At 64.2% G+C, this 17,042-nt stretch carries 16 protein-coding genes; 9 read left to right on the top strand and 7 right to left on the bottom strand.

Annotation, left to right across the window (positions count from 1 at the left end):
• Nucleotides 1–28 precede the first annotated feature (28 nt).
• Nucleotides 29–982: a LysR family transcriptional regulator gene (locus HWE04_RS06590; protein WP_077237878.1), complete on the bottom strand. Its 954-nt coding sequence runs from the start codon at nt 980–982 to the stop codon at nt 29–31.
• 106 nt (nt 983–1,088) lie between these two features.
• On the bottom strand, nt 1,089–2,156 hold the full coding sequence (locus HWE04_RS06585) for a helix-turn-helix transcriptional regulator (protein WP_102661374.1): 1,068 nt from the start codon (nt 2,154–2,156) through the stop codon (nt 1,089–1,091).
• Nucleotides 2,157–2,384: 228 nt separating this feature from the next.
• Between HWE04_RS06585 and HWE04_RS06580 the strand changes: the two genes are divergently transcribed.
• The 6 genes from HWE04_RS06580 to HWE04_RS06555 all read left to right on the top strand — a co-directional run bounded on the left by HWE04_RS06580 (nt 2,385) and on the right by HWE04_RS06555 (nt 10,651).
• The gene (locus tag HWE04_RS06580; RefSeq protein ID WP_241811909.1) at nt 2,385–4,031 is read left to right on the top strand and encodes an OFA family MFS transporter; all 1,647 of its coding nucleotides are present in this window, start codon (nt 2,385–2,387) and stop codon (nt 4,029–4,031) included.
• 441 nt (nt 4,032–4,472) lie between these two features.
• Nucleotides 4,473–4,949 (top strand): formate dehydrogenase subunit gamma, encoded by a 477-nt coding sequence (locus HWE04_RS06575; protein ID WP_077237880.1) that lies wholly within the window; start codon nt 4,473–4,475, stop codon nt 4,947–4,949.
• Complete coding sequence (locus HWE04_RS06570; RefSeq protein ID WP_241812069.1) at nt 4,949–6,511, top strand: formate dehydrogenase beta subunit; 1,563 nt, start codon at nt 4,949–4,951, stop codon at nt 6,509–6,511. The genes HWE04_RS06575 and HWE04_RS06570 overlap by 1 nt, the downstream gene beginning before the upstream one ends.
• Before the next feature lie 30 nt (nt 6,512–6,541).
• Nucleotides 6,542–9,415 carry a formate dehydrogenase subunit alpha gene (gene fdhF, locus HWE04_RS06565; protein ID WP_241811908.1) on the top strand — a complete coding sequence of 958 codons (2,874 nt, stop codon included), beginning with the start codon at nt 6,542–6,544 and terminating at the stop codon, nt 9,413–9,415.
• Between the two features lie 100 nt (nt 9,416–9,515).
• Nucleotides 9,516–10,361 carry a formate dehydrogenase accessory sulfurtransferase FdhD gene (gene fdhD, locus HWE04_RS06560; protein WP_241811907.1) on the top strand — a complete coding sequence of 282 codons (846 nt, stop codon included), beginning with the start codon at nt 9,516–9,518 and terminating at the stop codon, nt 10,359–10,361.
• Nucleotides 10,362–10,423: 62 nt separating this feature from the next.
• Complete coding sequence (locus HWE04_RS06555) at nt 10,424–10,651, top strand: formate dehydrogenase subunit delta (protein ID WP_102661379.1); 228 nt, start codon at nt 10,424–10,426, stop codon at nt 10,649–10,651.
• A 100-nt stretch (nt 10,652–10,751) separates the two neighbouring features.
• On the opposite strand, the gene HWE04_RS06550 is transcribed toward HWE04_RS06555, so the two are convergent.
• The gene (locus HWE04_RS06550; RefSeq protein WP_077237886.1) at nt 10,752–11,261 is read right to left on the bottom strand and encodes a flavin reductase; all 510 of its coding nucleotides are present in this window, start codon (nt 11,259–11,261) and stop codon (nt 10,752–10,754) included.
• A gap of 194 nt (nt 11,262–11,455) precedes the next feature.
• Between HWE04_RS06550 and HWE04_RS06545 the strand changes: the two genes are divergently transcribed.
• From HWE04_RS06545 to HWE04_RS06535, 3 genes are all read left to right on the top strand, one after another.
• Complete coding sequence (locus tag HWE04_RS06545) at nt 11,456–12,382, top strand: LysR family transcriptional regulator (protein ID WP_039874714.1); 927 nt, start codon at nt 11,456–11,458, stop codon at nt 12,380–12,382.
• A 130-nt stretch (nt 12,383–12,512) separates the two neighbouring features.
• On the top strand, nt 12,513–13,442 hold the full coding sequence (locus HWE04_RS06540) for an NADP-dependent oxidoreductase (RefSeq protein ID WP_241812068.1): 930 nt from the start codon (nt 12,513–12,515) through the stop codon (nt 13,440–13,442).
• A 123-nt stretch (nt 13,443–13,565) separates the two neighbouring features.
• Nucleotides 13,566–13,889 carry an antibiotic biosynthesis monooxygenase family protein gene (locus HWE04_RS06535; RefSeq protein WP_102661382.1) on the top strand — a complete coding sequence of 108 codons (324 nt, stop codon included), beginning with the start codon at nt 13,566–13,568 and terminating at the stop codon, nt 13,887–13,889.
• A 5-nt stretch (nt 13,890–13,894) separates the two neighbouring features.
• Here the strand turns inward: HWE04_RS06535 and HWE04_RS06530 are convergent, their stop codons facing one another.
• The 4 genes from HWE04_RS06530 to HWE04_RS06515 all read right to left on the bottom strand — a co-directional run bounded on the left by HWE04_RS06530 (nt 13,895) and on the right by HWE04_RS06515 (nt 17,040).
• The gene (locus tag HWE04_RS06530) at nt 13,895–14,707 is read right to left on the bottom strand and encodes an alpha/beta fold hydrolase (RefSeq protein WP_241811906.1); all 813 of its coding nucleotides are present in this window, start codon (nt 14,705–14,707) and stop codon (nt 13,895–13,897) included.
• Between the two features lie 41 nt (nt 14,708–14,748).
• Nucleotides 14,749–15,312 carry a nuclear transport factor 2 family protein gene (locus HWE04_RS06525; protein ID WP_006462386.1) on the bottom strand — a complete coding sequence of 188 codons (564 nt, stop codon included), beginning with the start codon at nt 15,310–15,312 and terminating at the stop codon, nt 14,749–14,751.
• A gap of 115 nt (nt 15,313–15,427) precedes the next feature.
• Nucleotides 15,428–16,246: an ABC transporter permease gene (locus tag HWE04_RS06520; protein WP_006462387.1), complete on the bottom strand. Its 819-nt coding sequence runs from the start codon at nt 16,244–16,246 to the stop codon at nt 15,428–15,430.
• Nucleotides 16,243–17,040, bottom strand: coding sequence for an ABC transporter ATP-binding protein (locus tag HWE04_RS06515; protein WP_077237888.1), 798 nt, complete (start codon nt 17,038–17,040; stop codon nt 16,243–16,245). The genes HWE04_RS06520 and HWE04_RS06515 overlap by 4 nt, the downstream gene beginning before the upstream one ends.
• Between the last annotated feature and the right edge of the window lie 2 nt (nt 17,041–17,042).

Raw genomic sequence — 17,042 nt, 5'->3', positions numbered from 1 at the left:
GGCAGGCCTCGGGCTGACTGCCTGATGTTCAGCGCACATCAAAGCGTTGCCGCACGATGCGCTCCAGGCCTTGCGCCACGTGGGCCACGGCGCGGTCGTCGGCGTGGCGGCGATGATGCAGCAGGCGCAGCGGCGGCGCCTCCAGTGGCAGGGGCGGGCGCAGGCAGGCCAGCACCACCGGATGGGCAGCGGTGGCAGCCGGCACGCAATACATGGGCATCACCGCGATCAACTCTGAGCCCTGCAGCAGGGCCGGTGCCATCAGGAAGTTGGGGATCACCATGCCGATGCGGCGGCGCAGGCCCTGGGTGGCGAGCTGTTCGTCGATGCGGCGATTGAGCGTGTCATGGCAGGCGATCTGCAGATGGGGATACTCCAGCCAGCGCGCCATGGTCAGCTGTTGCGCCGCCGGGTGGTCGCGCCGCATCACCACCACGCAGCGTTCCTGCAGCACTTCGCGGCCGCGCAGGGTGTTGGTCGGCGTGGCCGCGCCCAGGACCAGGTCGGTCTCCCCGCGCTCCAGGCGGGCGGCGGCATCGGCGTCGCCTTGCCAGGTCTGGAATTCCAGATCCAGCAGGGGCGCGCTGGCGCTCAGTTCCTGATACAGCGGCTGGGCCACCACCTGGGCGGGATAGTCGGGCATGAGGATGCGCACCCGGCGCGCCAGCGTGGCCAGGTCCTGCTCGTGCGCCGGGGACGCGGCGCCATCGCCGCCCAGCGCCTGGCGCAGCGGCTCGCGCAGGCTTTGCGCAAGGCTGCTCAGGCGCATCTGCTGGCCGCCATCTTCCAGCAGGGGATCGCGCAGCAACTGACGGCAGCGTTCCAGCGCATTGGCGGCAGCCGGCAAGGGCCAGCCCACGCGGGCGGCGGCACGTGCCAGGTGGACTTCATCGAGGATGGCGTCGAGCAGGCGCAGCAGACGTTGATCCATGGTGGCCAGCGCCAGCAGGGCAGGTGAAGAGGTGAGAGCAGCGGAATTCATGACGCGATCGGGCCAAAAGAGAATGGCCCGCCGCCAGGACGGCAACGGGCCAGGGGCGGGAGTGTAGCCTGATCGCTGCAGGGCTACAAGCGTCTGCGGAGCGCGCTCAGCCGAAGGCTTCCTTGATGGTCTGTATCTTGCCCATGTCGGTGGCGTCGTAGCCGGCCAGGTTGTTGACCACCTTGCGGAAACCATCCGATTGCAGGATGTCGATCACGGCGCGGATCAGCGGGTCTTGCAGCGAGGCCGCGGGCAGGGCGAAGAAGTAGCGTTCGCGCACCAGCGGGATGAAGCCCAGGCCGAAGCGGTGGGCCGCCGTCTGCACGCCGAAGCCGACATCGGCCATGCCGCTGGCGATGAAGGCGGCCACCGCCGAGTGGGTGAACTCGGTATTTTCGAAGCCGTTGATCTTCTTGTGGGCGATGCCGGCGCCGGCCAGCATCAGCTCCAGCAGCATGCGCGTGCCGGAGCCGGCTTCGCGGTTGACGAAGCGCAGGTCGCTGCGAATGAGGTCGGGCAGTCCGCGCAGGCCCTTGGGGTTGTCCGGTTCGACGAACAGGCCCTGGTTACGGATGGCCAGGTGGATCAGGCAATCGCTGCGCTTGTTGAGCCACTTGGCATAGGTGGCGATGGCCGGTTTTTCGAATTCGCCCAGCGGGACGTGGAAGCCGGCCAGGTCGCACTCCTGGCGCGACAGCGCGGCCACGGCATCGGTGCTGTGGCGGTAGCGCACCTCCACCGGCAGGCGAGCCTCGTTGATCTTGCCCAGCAGCGCTGCGACCGCAAAGCCGTGGCTGGCATTGAGCCGCACCTTCTCGGACTGGCCTTCGACCGTCTTGCCCAGTTCCACTTCCAGCTCCGAGGCCAGGCTGTCCAGGGTCGGCGACAGGCGCGCCGTCACCAGGCGGTCAGCCCATAACAGCTTGCTGGCGAAATCGGTGAGTGTGGTGCCACGGCCACGGCCGCTTTCTATCAGTGCGTTGCCAAACATCCTTTCCGCATCGCGCAATAGTCCCCAGGCGTGCCGGTAGGAATAGCGCGTCAATTGCGCGGCACGCGCAATGGAGCCGCTTTGCTGGATCGCCGTGAGCAGTTGCAGCAGGTTGGCCGTGTCCAGAGCCACCTCATTGTCATAGGCGATTTCCCAGTGCGGTTTGATGTGGACTTTGAACATTTAGGCAAAATAAAGCATATTGAAACGGCAGTTTATCGGTGATAATTTCGCGTCACTCCGCATAAATGATAAAAAATATATGCGGCGTTGTACATATATAAATAAATTAAAAGAGAAGGTTAGCGCCGCAAAGATGGGTCGGTTTCACGATCCGGCCCTACCGGCTTTGCGATGCAGTCCTTCCTTCGATTTACCCACCACACACACTCAAAAATATTCGGAGGAATAATGGCTTTCGATTTCCTGAACAAGGAACATACAGTCGCCAAGCCTGGCTTCAATCGCTGGCTGGTACCGCCAGCAGCACTCGCAATCCACCTTTGCATCGGCATGGCCTACGGTTTTTCCGTGTTCTGGCTGCCGCTGTCCAAGGCCCTGGGCGTGACCGCGCCCATCGCCTGCGGCGCCGATGTCGGCTTCTTCGCCCAGGTCTTCTCGTCCTCCTGTGACTGGAAGATCTCCATGCTGGGCTGGATGTACACCATGTTCTTCGTCCTGCTGGGCATCTCCGCCGCGCTGTGGGGTGGCTGGCTGGAACACGCCGGTCCCCGCAAGGCCGGCGTGGTTGCTGCGCTTTGCTGGTGCGGCGGCCTGCTGATCTCGGCCCTGGGCGTGAAGACGCACCAGATCTGGCTGATGTGGCTGGGCTCGGGCGTGATCGGCGGCGTTGGTCTGGGCCTGGGCTATATCTCGCCCGTGTCCACGCTGATCAAGTGGTTCCCTGACCGTCGCGGCATGGCCACCGGCATGGCCATCATGGGCTTCGGTGGTGGTGCGCTGGTCGGCACCCCGCTGGCCGATGCGCTGATGAAGAAGTTCGCCACCCCCACTTCCGTGGGCGTGTGGGAAACCTTCGTGGTCATGGCCGTGATCTACTTCGTCTTCATGATGGCTGGCGCCTTCGGCTACCGCGTGCCGCCTTCGGGCTGGAAGCCGGCCGGCTGGACCCCGCCGGTGGCCAAGTCCTCGGCTACGATGATCACCCAGAACCACGTGCACGTCTCCAAGGTCTGGGGCATTCCCCAGTTCTGGCTGGTGTGGCTGGTGCTCTGCCTGAACGTGTCGGCCGGTATCGGCGTCATCGGCATCGCCTCGCCGATGCTGCAGGAAGTGTTCGGCGGCAAGCTGCTGGGCGTGGACATCGGCTTCAATGACCTGTCGGTCGACCAGAAGACCGCCATCGCGGCGCTGGCCGCCGGCTTCACCGGTCTGATCTCGCTGTTCAACATCGGTGGTCGTTTCGCCTGGGCTTCGTGCTCGGACTTCTTCGGCCGCAAGATGACCTACGCCATCTTCTTCGTGCTGGGCTTCGTGCTGTACGTGAGCCTGCCGTGGTCGGCCAAGGCCGGCAACATCCCGCTGTTCGTGGGTGCGGTCTGCATCATCCTGTCGATGTACGGCGGCGGTTTCGCGACCGTGCCGGCTTACCTGGCCGACCTGTTCGGCACCCAGATGGTGGGCGCCATCCACGGCCGCCTGCTGACCGCGTGGGCGACCGCCGGCATCCTGGGCCCGGTGGTGGTGAACTACATGCGTGAATACCAGCTCTCCCTGGGCATGCCCAAGAGCCAGGTCTACAACACCACCATGTACATCCTGGCCGGCATGCTGGTGCTGGGTCTGATCTGCAACCTGCTGATCCGCCCGGTCGCTGCCAAGCACTTCATGACGCCGGAAGAACTGGCCCGCGAAAAGCAGCTGGCCCACGAAAAGTCGGCTGCCGATGCGGCTGCCACCGCTGGTTCCGGCGACATGTCGCAGATCGGTTCCGGCGGCAACCCGGTGGTGATCGGTCTGGCCTGGGCGGCCGTCGGCATTCCGCTGGTCTGGGGTATCACCCTGGTGTTGCAGAAGTCGGCCGTGCTGTTCCGCTGATCGCGTAGTCCCTGTTTCAACCTCGACTGCAGGCCGGCTCCACCCGGCCTGCACGAGAGACCCCAGCGGCGAAAGCCGCTGACACAAGCTGCCCTGCAACGTGAGCAGCGGCAGCTTGTGTCAGCGACTATCAAAAAATCAGGAGCGCAGTCCGTCCACCCGGTAGAGGGCAGGCCCGCATCCTCAGTGTTCACACCAACCCCGAAGGCAGGGCGAACATGCAACAACGGAGACCAGCTGTTCCACCAAGCACGACGGTGCGCGCCCATGCCCGGGCCTGCGCTGCGCTGCTGCATGCCGCTTCCCTTCGCCTGATCTGTTTCCAGCAGGCCGCCCCTCCGTAGGCGCGGTCCCACCCCTTTCATTCGTCATTTGCGCGGTCCATAGAAGATCCTCCGGGAGAAGGACGAGGTCCGCATCAAGGCAACACAGGAGGCAACAATGAAGCGGCAACAAGTTTTCGACGTGGCGGCGGTGCGCAGCATCATCGCCGATCGCAAGGACATGGCCGGTGCCATGCTCCCCATCCTGCACGGCATCCAGGAAAAGGTGGGGTACATCCCTGCCGATGCGGTGCCGATGATCGCCGGCGAGCTCAATGTCTCGCGCGCCGAGGTACACGGGGTGATCTCCTTCTATCACTTCTTCCGCCAGGAGCCGGCCGGCCAGCACGTGGTGCAGGTCTGCCGTGCCGAGGCCTGCCAGGCACGCGGCAGCGAGGCCCTGGCCGAACATGCGCAGAACGTGCTGGGCTGCGGCTTCCATGAGACCAGCGCCGACGGCAAGTTCACCCTGGAACCGGTGTATTGCCTGGGCCAGTGCGCCATCGGCCCCAACCTGACCATCAATGACGAGCTGCACGCCCGCGTCGATGCCGACAAGTTCAAGCGCCTGATCCAGGCCAAGCGGGAGGCATGATGAGCGCCAACGATATCGTCACCATCTACGTTCCCCGCGACTCCACCGCGCTGGCCCTGGGCGCCAATGAGGTGGCCGCCGCCATCGCCGCCGAGGCCGACAGGCGCGGTCAGTCCATCAAGCTGGTGCGCAATGGCTCGCGCGGCATGTTCTGGCTGGAGCCGCTGGTAGAGGTCGCCACCGCCGCCGGTCGCGTGGCCTATGGACCGGTCGCGCCGGAGGATGTGGCTGGCCTGTTCGATGCCGGCCTGCTGGCGGGCGGCACTCATGCGCTGCATCTGGGCCTGACCGAGGACATCCCCTTCCTGAAGAACCAGGAACGCCTGACCTTCGCCCGCGTCGGCATCATCGATCCGCTCTCGCTGGACGACTACCTGGCCCATGAAGGTTATGTCGGCCTGAAGAATGCCCTGGCCAAGACCCCCGAAGCCATCGTCGAGGAAATGATCGCCTCCGGCCTGCGCGGCCGGGGTGGTGCGGCTTTCCCCACCGGCATCAAGTGGCAGACCGTGCTGCGCGCACCTGCCGCGCAGAAGTATGTGGTCTGCAATGCCGACGAGGGCGATTCCGGCACCTTCTCGGATCGCATGATCATGGAAGACGACCCCTTCACCCTGATCGAGGGCATGACCATCGCCGCCCTGGCCGTGGGCGCGACCGAGGGCTATGTCTATGTGCGCTCCGAATATCCGCATTCGATTGCCACGATGAACGAGGCCATCGCCATCGCCACGGCGCGTGGTTATCTGGGCGAGAACATCCTGGGCTCGGGCAAGTCCTTCCACCTGGAAGTGCGCAAGGGAGCGGGTGCCTACATCTGCGGCGAAGAGACCGCCATGCTCGAAAGCCTGGAAGGCAAGCGTGGCGTGGTGCGCGCCAAGCCGCCGCTGCCGGCCATCGAAGGCCTGTTCGGCAAGCCGACGGTGATCAACAACCTGATTTCGCTGGCCTCGGTGCCGGTGATCCTGGCGCGTGGCGCCGACTTCTACAAGAACTTTGGCGTGGGTCGTTCGCATGGCACCTTGCCATTCCAGTTGGCCGGCAACATCCGCCAGGGCGGACTGGTGGAAAAGGCGTTCGGTCTCACCCTGCGCCAGTTGCTGGAAGACTTCGGGGGCGGCAGCGCCAGCGGTCGTGCTATCCGCGCGGTGCAGATGGGCGGCCCGCTGGGCGCCTACATGCCGCAGTCGCAGTTCGATACCCCGCTCGACTATGAAGCCTTCGCCGCCATCGGCGCCATGATCGGTCACGGCGGCCTGGTGGCCTTCGACGATACGGTGGACATGGCCCGCCAGGCCCGTTACGCCATGCAGTTCTGTGCCGTGGAGTCCTGCGGCAAGTGCACGCCTTGCCGCATCGGCTCGACCCGGGGCGTGGAGGTGATCGACAAGATCATCGCCAACGATGAGCGGCCCCAACAGATCCATCTGTTGAAGAGCCTGTGCGACACCATGGTCAATGGCTCGCTGTGCGCCATGGGCGGCATGACGCCGTTCCCGGTGCTGTCGGCGCTGAACCATTTCCCGGAAGACTTCGGCGCGCCCAGCGAACAGGCAGCCTGATCCCATCACCGAATGCAGAGGAGTTGCAACATGAACCAGCTCAATGAAACGGATTACGGCACGCCGGCGCGTGTCTCGGAAAACATGGTCACGCTGGAGATCGACGGCGTGGCCGTGACGGTCCCGGCCGGCACCTCGGTGATGCGCGCTTCGGTGGAGGCCGGCATCAACGTACCCAAGCTGTGCGCTACCGACAGCCTGGAACCCTTCGGTTCCTGCCGCCTGTGCCTGGTGGAAATCGAAAAGGATGGCCGCAAGATGAAGGGCTATCCGGCCTCCTGCACCACGCCCTGCGAACCAGGCATGAAGGTACAGACCCAGACCCCCAAGCTGGCCGAGATCCGCCGTGGCGTGATGGAGCTCTATATCTCCGACCACCCGCTCGATTGTCTGACCTGTCCCACCAACGGCAACTGCGAACTGCAGGACATGGCCGGCGTGGTCGGCCTGCGCGAAGTGCGCTACGGCTACGAGGGGGAGAACCATCTCAAGCTGAAGAAGGATGAATCCAATCCCTACTTCACCTATGACGCCTCCAAGTGCATCGTCTGCAACCGCTGCGTACGGGCCTGCGAAGAAACCCAGGGTACCTTTGCCCTGACCATCAACGGTCGCGGCTTCGAATCGCGCGTCTCGGCCGGGCAGATGGAAAGCTTCATGGAATCCGAATGCGTCTCCTGCGGCGCCTGCGTGGAAGCCTGCCCGACCGCGACCCTGACCGAGAAGACCGTCATCATGCTGGGCCAGGCCGAGCACAGCGCTGTCACCACCTGCGCCTACTGCGGCGTGGGCTGCTCCTTCAAGGCCGAGATGAAGGGCAATGAAGTGGTGCGCATGGTGCCGTACAAGGACGGCAAGGCCAACCAGGGCCACTCCTGCGTCAAGGGCCGCTTCGCCTGGGGCTATGCGACCCACAAGGACCGCATTCTCAACCCCATGATCCGCAAGAGCATCAACGATCCCTGGCGCGAAGTCTCGTGGGAAGAGGCGCTGTCCTATGCGGCCAGCGAATTCCGCCGCATCCAGGCCAAGCATGGCAAGGATTCCATCGGCGGCATCACTTCCTCGCGCTGCACCAACGAAGAAACCTACCTGGTCCAGAAGCTGGTGCGCGCCGCCTTCGGCAACAACAACGTCGACACCTGCGCCCGCGTGTGCCACTCGCCCACCGGCTATGGCCTTAAGCAGACCCTGGGCGAATCGGCCGGCACCCAGACCTTCGAATCGGTGATGAAGTCCGATGTCATCCTCATCATGGGCGCCAACCCGGCCTCCGGCCACCCGGTGTTTGCCTCGCAGATCAAGCGTCGCGTGCGCCAGGGCGCCAAGCTGATCGTGATCGACCCGCGTACCACCGAGATGGTCAAGTCGCCGCACGTGCAGGCCGACTACCACTTGAAGCTGCGGCCCGGCACCAACACCGCCATCATCACCGCGCTGGCCCACGTGATCCTGTCCGAGGGCCTGCAGGACGAGACCTACATCCAGGAACGCTGCGACCTCCAGTCTTACAAGGACTGGAAGGAGTTCGTGCTGCGCGAGGACAATTCCCCCGAAGCCATGGCCGCCATCACCGGCGTGCCGGCCGAGACCCTGCGTGGCGCGGCCCGGCTGTACGCCACCGGCGGCAATGCGGCGATCTACTACGGCCTGGGCGTGACCGAGCATGCACAGGGTTCGACCACGGTCATGGGCATCGCCAACCTGGCCATGTGTACCGGCAACGTCGGCCGCGAAGGCGTGGGCGTGAACCCGCTGCGTGGCCAGAACAATGTCCAGGGTTCCTGCGACATGGGCTCCTTCCCGCATGAGCTGCCGGGCTATCGGCATATCTCGGACTCCACCGTGCGCAGCCAGTTCGAACAGGCCTGGGGCGTGACGCTGAACCCGGAACCGGGCCTGCGCATTCCCAATATGTTCGATGCGGCGCTGGATGGCAGCTTCAAGGGCCTGTACTGCGAAGGCGAGGACATCGTCCAGTCCGACCCCAACACCCAGCACGTGGCCGCGGCCCTGCAGGCGATGGAATGCATCGTGGTGCAGGACCTGTTCCTGAACGAAACGGCCAAGTACGCGCACGTGTTCCTGCCTGGTTCGTCCTTCCTGGAAAAGGACGGCACCTTCACCAACGCCGAACGCCGCATCTCGCGCGTGCGCAAGGTGATGCCGGCCAAGGCCGGCAAGTCCGACTGGGAAGTCACGGTGGCCCTGGCCGAAGCGCTGGGTTACCCGATGCCGTACAATCACCCCTCTGAAATCATGGACGAGATCGCCGCCCTGACCCCCAGCTTCCATGGCGTGAGCTACGACAAGCTGGAAAAGCTGGGCAGCATCCAGTGGCCCTGCAACGAAGCGGCACCGGAAGGCACGCCCATCATGCACGTCGGCAGCTTCATCCGTGGCAAGGGCAAGTTCATCAACACGCAATACTTCGCCACCGACGAGAAGGTGACGCAGCGTTATCCGCTGATCCTGACCACCGGCCGTATCCTGTCGCAGTACAACGTGGGCGCGCAGACGCGCCGCACCGAGAACTCGCAATGGCATAGCGAAGACCGGCTGGAAATCCATCCGCACGATGCCGAGGATCGCGGCATCCGCGAGGGCGACTGGGTCGGCGTGGAGTCGCGGGCCGGCCAGACGGTGTTGCGCGCCACGGTGACGGAGAACGTGCAGCCGGGTGTGGTCTACACCACGTTCCACTTCCCGGAGTCCGGCGCCAACGTGATCACCACCGACAACTCTGACTGGGCCACCAACTGCCCCGAGTACAAGGTGACGGCGGTGCAGGTCTTGCCGGTATCGCAGCCGTCGGAGTGGCAGCAGCACTACCAGCGCTTCAACCGCGAGCAGCTGGATTTGCTCAAAGGCGAGAAGGCTGCGGAGCCGCTGGTGACGAAGTAGATAGCGCAACGTCATCGCGCCCCATGGGTGCGATGACGGCGTGCCGGTCCTGCCATGATTTCCGCAGACGACCAGCCCGATCCACACAGTGCAGGACAGCATGAACACACGCAGCCAGACCCCGATTCCGAACGTCGATGACACCACCGGCGAGTACACCACCTTTGCCCGCGTCCAGGTGGATCGCTGGCGGGATGGGCAGCGCGAGACGGTGGAAGACGTGGTGGCCGAAGAGGTCCCCATCGCGCTGGAGTACAACGGCATTTCGCACGCGGTGATGATGGCCACGCCCGCTGACCTGGAAGATTTCGCATTGGGTTTTTCGCTCACCGAAGGCATCCTTGCCAGCCCGGGCGAATTGTACGAATGCGACATCGTCCCCGGTTGTGAAGGCGTGCAGGTACAGATGCGCATCGCCACGGAGCGCTTCGTGGCGTTGAAGGAAAAGCGTCGCAATCTGACCGGCCGCACTGGTTGCGGCCTGTGCGGCGCCGAGACGCTGGAGCAGGCGGTACGCCATCCGCAGGCCGTACAGGGTGGCGCCGGCTTTACGGTGGCGCAGGTGCATGCCGCCTTCGAGCAGATGCAGGCCGGCCAGCAACTGCAGCAAGCCACCGGCGCCACCCATGCGGCGGCGTGGATGGATGCAGCGGGTCGTATCGTGCTGGTACGGGAGGATGTCGGTCGCCACAATGCGCTGGACAAGCTGATCGGCGCACTGGCCGAAGAGAAGACCGATTTCTCGCAAGGTGCGGCCATCATCACCAGCCGCGCCAGCTACGAGATGGTGCAGAAGGCGGCCACGGTCGGCATCGGCTTCATTGCCGCCGTCTCGGCCCCGACCGCCCTGGCCATCCGCCTGGCCGAGGAAACCGATGTCACGCTGCTGGGCTTTGTGCGCAAGCAGGGCCACGTGGTGTATGCGCGCCCGCATCGTCTGCGGTGAACCATCCGCGCCGGGCCGCATGCCCGCGTGAACCGATTGAACAATATTGCAGGAGGAGACTCATGAATACCGAACACCTGGTCAAGATGGCCAACCAGATTGGCAGTTTCTTTTCCACCATGCCGGACCGCGACCAGGCCATGGCCGACCTCGCCACCCATCTCAAGCGCTTCTGGGAACCGCGCATGCGCAAGGCTTTCCTGGAACATATCGACAAGACGCAGGGAGAGGGCGTGGATGCCATCGTGCTGGAGGCGGTGAATCGGCATCTGCAGCAGTTGGCTGCCTGATTCCCGTTGATGCCATGGTGCCGATGTCTGCATGGCATCGGTGCCAGTGCTCCGATAAGCGCCGTCCGCCCCTGCGTCGGGCGGCGTTTTCATTTCCCGTTCACGCCGCCAGCGCCGCTTCCGCCACCTCCGCTGCAATCCGGTGGAACCTGCGCCCGAAATAGGCCAGGCCGTCTTCTGCGGTCGAGGCCAGGCGGATGTGTCGCACCTCCACGAACAGCACGCTGTGGGTACCGGCCTGCTGCTGCAACACGATATCCCCCTCCAGCACCGCCAGGGCATCGGGCAGGACCGGCTGGCCGTGGTCGCCGGTGATCCATTGCACCTGGCTCATCCGTTCTTCGGGCGCCACGCCGGTCATGCCGGCGATCATGCGCGCCAGTTCTTCCTGGTGTGCGGCCAGGATGTTGATGCACAGGCGACCGTTGCCGACCAGGGTCGCGTGCGCGGCACTCTTGACGTTGATGCACACCAGCACGGTAGCCGGATCGTCCGAGACCGAGCTGACCGCGCTCACGGTCATCGCCGCGCGTCCGGCTGGGCCGTCGGTGGTGATGATGTTGACGGCCGCCGACAGGCGCGCCATGGCATCGCGAAAGTCTTTCTTCATGGTATGTCCATCCAAAAAAGAGATGACATCCGGCACAAGGCTTCGTTATCCTTTGCGCAATCTGCGGCAAGGGTCGGGCGGATGTCGATCAGCAGGTGAGAGGGAGAACGCATCGCTTGGCAAAGCCTGCGTCCTGGGATGAACAATAGACCCTGAGCAAATCAAGGGTCAAATGATTGTCTGGAATGTCGCGCATGAAGCAAATGAATATCGGGGCGGTGGACCTGAACCTGCTCAAGACCTTCATCGTCATCTGGGAGTTGCGCAGCCTCACCGCCGCCGCTGAGCGCCTGCACCTGACGCAACCGGCAGTGAGCCATGCGCTGCGCCGCCTGCGCGAGATGTTCGACGATCCCTTGTTCGTGCGCAGCACCACTTCCATGGTGCCCACCGAGACGGCCATCCGCCTGCACGAGCCGATTGCCCGCGCCCTGGGCATCATCCACGAAGCCCTGCATACCCATTCCAGTTTTGATCCGGCCACAGCTACGCGCAGCTTTCATCTGGTGATGTCGGACATGTCCTGTAGCCACGTGCTGCCGCTGCTCATGGAAGAGCTGGCCCATGCGGCACCGCATGTCTCCATCGAGGTGCAGCAGATGGCCATGGAAAACCTGGGCGCGGCCATGCGCAATGGCGACATCGACCTGGCCTTCGGCTACCTGCCGGGCTTGCCGGAGGATTGCCAGAGCCAGCTGGTGCTCAATGACGACTACATCTGCATGCTGCGCAAGGAGCATCCGATGGTGGGGCAGGCCCTGACCATGGAAAACCTGCTGCAGCTGCGCTACGTCTACACCAACACCAATACCACCGGCCACCAGCTGGCCGAGGATGTGTTGCGCAATGCCGGTGTGAAGCGCGACTTCGCGCTGCGCATGCCGCATTTCACGGTGGCACCGGAAATCGTGCGCCATACCGACCTGGCACTGTTCCTGCCACGCAGCATCGCCGAGCGCCACAATCTGGACGGCGCCTTCGTGCTGCTGGACCTGCCGCTGGAGATGCCGCGCATTCCGGTGAGTCTCTATACCCACACCCGTTTCTCGGCCGACTCCGGTATCCAGTGGCTGCGCAGCCTGTTGATCGAAATGTTCGGGCGCGAAGAGATCGCGCCGTGATGCTTCGCTGAGCCCTGCCCATGGCTGCGGATGACTGCCGCAAATACATGGCATCAGCGGCGCGGATTTGACCATGCAGCCTGCCTGCAACGACACTGCAGGCTGTTCATTTTTCTGCCCCTGCCAGCCCGTGCGCGCCATTGCCTATCACCGTTACGGACCGCCGTCCGTGCTCGAACCGAGCGATCTCGTTGAACTTCCCATGGCGCCTGACCATGTGCAGGTGGCCATGCATGCGGCCGGCGTGGCACCGGTCGATACCAAGCTGCGTGCCGGCCTGCTGCAGCATCTGCTGCCGCTGAGCCTGCCCAAGGTTCCCGGTCGGGACGGGGCCGGGGTGATCACGGCCATCGGCGCCGATGTGCAGGGCTTGCAGGTGGGTGACGAGGTCTGCGTCATGCCCGGCATGCTGGAGCGTGGCACCACCCTGGAGTGTGCCGTGCTGCCGCAGCAGCAGGTGGTGCGCAAGCCGGCCAGCCTGTCGATGCAGGAAGGTGCGGCCTTGCTGCAGCCGGGGGCGAGTGCTTGGATTCCGCTGCTGCGCACGGCACGCATCCAGCCCGGCATGCGGGTGCTGATCCACGCCGGTTCCGGCGCGGTGGGTAGCTTGATGGTGCAGTTGGCGGCGCATCTGGGCGCCGATGTGACTGCGACCTGTCGCAGCAGCAACGTCGATTACGTGGCGGGCCTGGGTGTCAGGCAGGTGATCGCCTATGACCGTGACGACTTTTCTGCCGTGCGTGAACAGGATGTGGTGATCGACCTGGTCGGCGGCGCCACCCATGATCGTTCCTACTCGCTGCTGCGGCGTGGCGGTCATCTGGTGTGGCTGGTGGCGGCACCCATCCGCGACAGGGGCAGCGAGTTCGGCGTGACGGTCACCCGCTCCCTGATCGAGGAAGACCAGCAGGTCCTGCAGCAGGTGGTGGACCTGGCGGCGCAAGGCGTGTGGCGTCCGGCCATCAGTGCGGTGCTGCCCATGGCGGAGATCGCCCGGGCGCACCAGATGCTGGAAGAGGGAACGGTGACGCGCGGGCGGCTGGTGCTGGAGATCAACTGACCCTGCTCGGGCTTCTCCCTGGGCCGGTCGGCAGCATCGCCGCAATGCAGGCACAATGGCGCGGTCCGGCGGTTGACGTTCCCGTTCCCCGCCGTTGATCCTTCCCCCCTTCAGGAGAGACTCATGTCGATCGCAGTCACCGGCGATGTTCCCTATTACGCCGTCATCTTCACTTCCTTGCGTACACCGGGCGACCATGGCTATGGCCGCATGGCCGAGACCATGGTCGAGGCGGCATCGCGCCAGCCGGGCTTCCTGGGTGTGGAGTCGGCGCGGGAAGAGGTCGGCATCACGGTCTCCTATTGGCAGAGCCTGGAGGCTATCGCCGCCTGGAAACGCGATCTCGATCACCTGATGGCCCAGCGCCTGGGACGGGAGCAGTGGTACCAGGCCTATCGCACCCGCATCTGCAAGGTCGAGCGCGACTACGGTTTTGTGCGGGATTAAGCTGATCAGCAATGCTGCTGCAGGAATTCCATCACCGCCTGCGCAAAGCGGGCGGGAATCTGGTCCGGCAGGGGGACCATGCCTTCTTCCAGCGTCTGGAGGCGGCTGCCATGGATGGCAGCGGCGATGTGCTCAGCATAGGGCGCGGCATGCGGATCGCGACCGGCGCGCAGCACCAGCGTGGGGGCGCGTACCTGGCCGATGCGTTCTTCCATATGGTAGTTGCGTACCACGATGTGGCCGTGCGAGGCCATGGCACCCGCCTTGATGGCGTCGCCGATGAAACGCGTGAGCAGCTCGGTATCGCCCTCGGGATAGAAGGGCTGTCGGCGCTGCCACAGTTCCTGCAGGTGGCTGCCGTCGGCGCGGACTTCCACGTCGTCGATGGTGCGCTTGCCCGCATGCGTGGTGCGGCGCGCTGCATCGTTGAAAGGGCAGGAGGACAGCACCAGCGCTTCTACCCGCTGCGGCGCCGCGACCGCCATTTCCATGGCGGTGACGGCGCCGGTGTGGTGGCCCACGACGGCGGCCTTCTGCAATCCCATTCCATCCATCACTTCCAGCGCCAGTTGCGCCCAGCGTTCAATGCTGTGCTGGTCCAGCGGCAGCTTGCATGAATCGCCGAAGCCGATGGTATCGATGGCGATGGCATGAAAGCCCTGCCCCAGCAGCGGCAGCACCTCCCTGAATTCATCCCAGGAACGCGGAGTCTGGTGCAGCAACAGCACCGGAAAACCGGCCCCCGCGCTGGCAACGTGAAGCGGGCCGGCGCTGGTGTGGATGAACTGGCGGCGAATGGGAGAGGTGGTGGACTGCATCAGGCGCGTCTTTCAGGAAATGAACTAAACGATATAAAAGATTATTCCTTCATTAGCACCGAATAGCTTGGCACGTTGTTGGCCCAGCCGGTGGTCAGCGGCGCCACGAACACATTCTCGGTACGGGTGCGGGCGATCTTCCAGACGCCATCGACCTTCTTGAACAGGTTGTTGAGCCGACTGGAGCGCAGCAGCGAGGAACCGTCACCGAAAATCCACGGCTGGCAATGGACCCACTGGCCATCGGCATGGGTGCATTCGGCGTTGACGTGGATCTGTTCCGAGGTGAGGTAATGGACGTTCAAGAGCAGTTCAGGGTCTTTCTTCTGGCCCCAGAAGGCCTGGAAGTGCTTGCGGATGGCGTCCTTGCCGACGGCCTGGCCGAACTGGCCTTCGTAGTAGGCGCCTACGCCTTCCCAGATGGCATCCTCGGCGTAGAGTTCGAGGATCTTCTCGATGCGCTCGGCGTCGTCGGCTACCGGTTCAGGGCAGGGCGTGTCGCACAGGAACATGTAGCGTGCCTGGATGCGACGGATGTCGGCTTCGGCTTCGAGCACGTCGAGACGGCGTTTGAGTTGCAGGATTTCCTGGCTGATATCGGTCATGGTGGGAGGTCTCTGGTTGTTATTGAAAAGCCACCGTACACGCATACACGTACGGTGGTTGCCGACGATGAGCGCAGCGCTGCATCGTCGGCGGAACTGGCAGGCGGCTTGCGCCTTACAGGTAGCGCGCCAGCAGCTTGCGGGTGGCCACGCGCAGGACGCGGTCGAACAGGTAGCCCAGCAGCCCCAGGGCGATGATGCCCACGAACACCCATTCGGTACGGCTGAAGTTGCGTGCCGTCCAGATCAGCGCGCCCAGGCCTTCGCGGGCCGAGACGATTTCCGCCGAGACCACGGTCAGGAAGGAATTGCCCATGGCGATGCGGGCGCCGGTGACCATGAAGGGTACGGTCGAGGGCAGGATCACGGTGGTCAGGATCTTCCACTGTCCGGCACCGAGCGAGGCCGCAGCGCGCAGGCGCAGCGGGTTCACCGCCTGGACCCCGGCAATGGTGTTCAGGGTGACGATGAAGACGGTGGTATAGAAGATCAGTGCGATTTTCGACAACTCGCCCGGGCCAAGCCAGATCACGGCCAGGGTGACGAAGGCGATCGGCGGGATGAAACGGAAGAACTCGATATAGGGATCGAGCAACTGGCGTACCGTTTCGAAGCGGCCCATGAAGATGCCCAGCGGCACCCCGATCACCACGCCCGCACCCCAGCCGGCCAGGATGCGGCCGGAGGAGGCCAGCACCGACTGTTGCAGGGTGCCGTCGCTGATCAGTTCCAGCGCGGCGGCCCAGGTCATCGAGACCGAGGGCAGGAACAGTGGCGAGGTGGTCATCGAGACCAGTTGCCACAGGACCAGGCCACCGACGATGGCGATCACCGAAATCAGGAAAGGACGGGCTGCTTTCATACGACGCCCCAGGTTGGATGGCATGGCCGACTCTTGTGCCGTCGGGGTGGCTGTCTGCGAGAGCTGCGTCATTTCACTAATTCCTCTTCGATCAATCCTTGGGCGCGCAATACACGCGTGACTTCGGCGCCGATATCGTCGCGGATGCGGGCGTACAGTGCCATGCAGGCCGGGTCGGCCGGATCGCGCGGATGCGGCAGGTCGATGGTTTCGATGGTCTTGATATGGGCGCGGGGACCGGCGGTCATGGTCACCACACGATCGGCCAGGAGGATGGCTTCCCAGATGTCGTGGGTGACGAAGACGATGGTGCAGCCGGTACTCTTCCAGATGCGGTCCAGTTCGCTTTGCAGCACTTCGCGGGTCTGCGCATCGAGGGCGCCGAAGGGTTCATCCATCAGCACCACCGAAGGCTCGTTGACCAGTACCCGGGCGATCTGGGCACGCTGGCGCATACCCCCCGACAGTTCGGCGGGAAACTTGTCGATGGCATGCTTCAGGCCCACCAGCGAGACATAGCGCTCGGCAGCCGACCGTCGTTCCGCCGCCGGCACGCCGCGCAGCTTGAGGCCGTATTCAACGTTCTCACGCACGCTCAGCCAGGGAAACAGTGCCTCCGAGGACTGGAACACCACGCCGCGATCCAGCCCCGGTCCCTTGACGCGTTTGCCGTCGATACTGATCTCGCCGGCCACGTCCTGGAAGCCGGCAATCGCATTGAGCAGGGTGGACTTGCCGCAGCCCGACGGACCCAGCAGACAGACGAATTCACCGGCGCGGATATCGAGGTCGATGCCGGCCATGATTTCATTGTTGCCGATGGTTAGTCCCACCCGCTTGATGGAAACAGAGGATCCATGTGCCATGA

The sequence above is a fragment of the Herbaspirillum sp. C7C2 genome, from assembly GCF_022627865.1.
GTDB lineage: Bacteria > Pseudomonadota > Gammaproteobacteria > Burkholderiales > Burkholderiaceae_D > Herbaspirillum > Herbaspirillum frisingense.
Note: the sequence above shows the minus strand (reverse complement) of the source record. Positions and strands in the feature narration are given on the sequence as shown.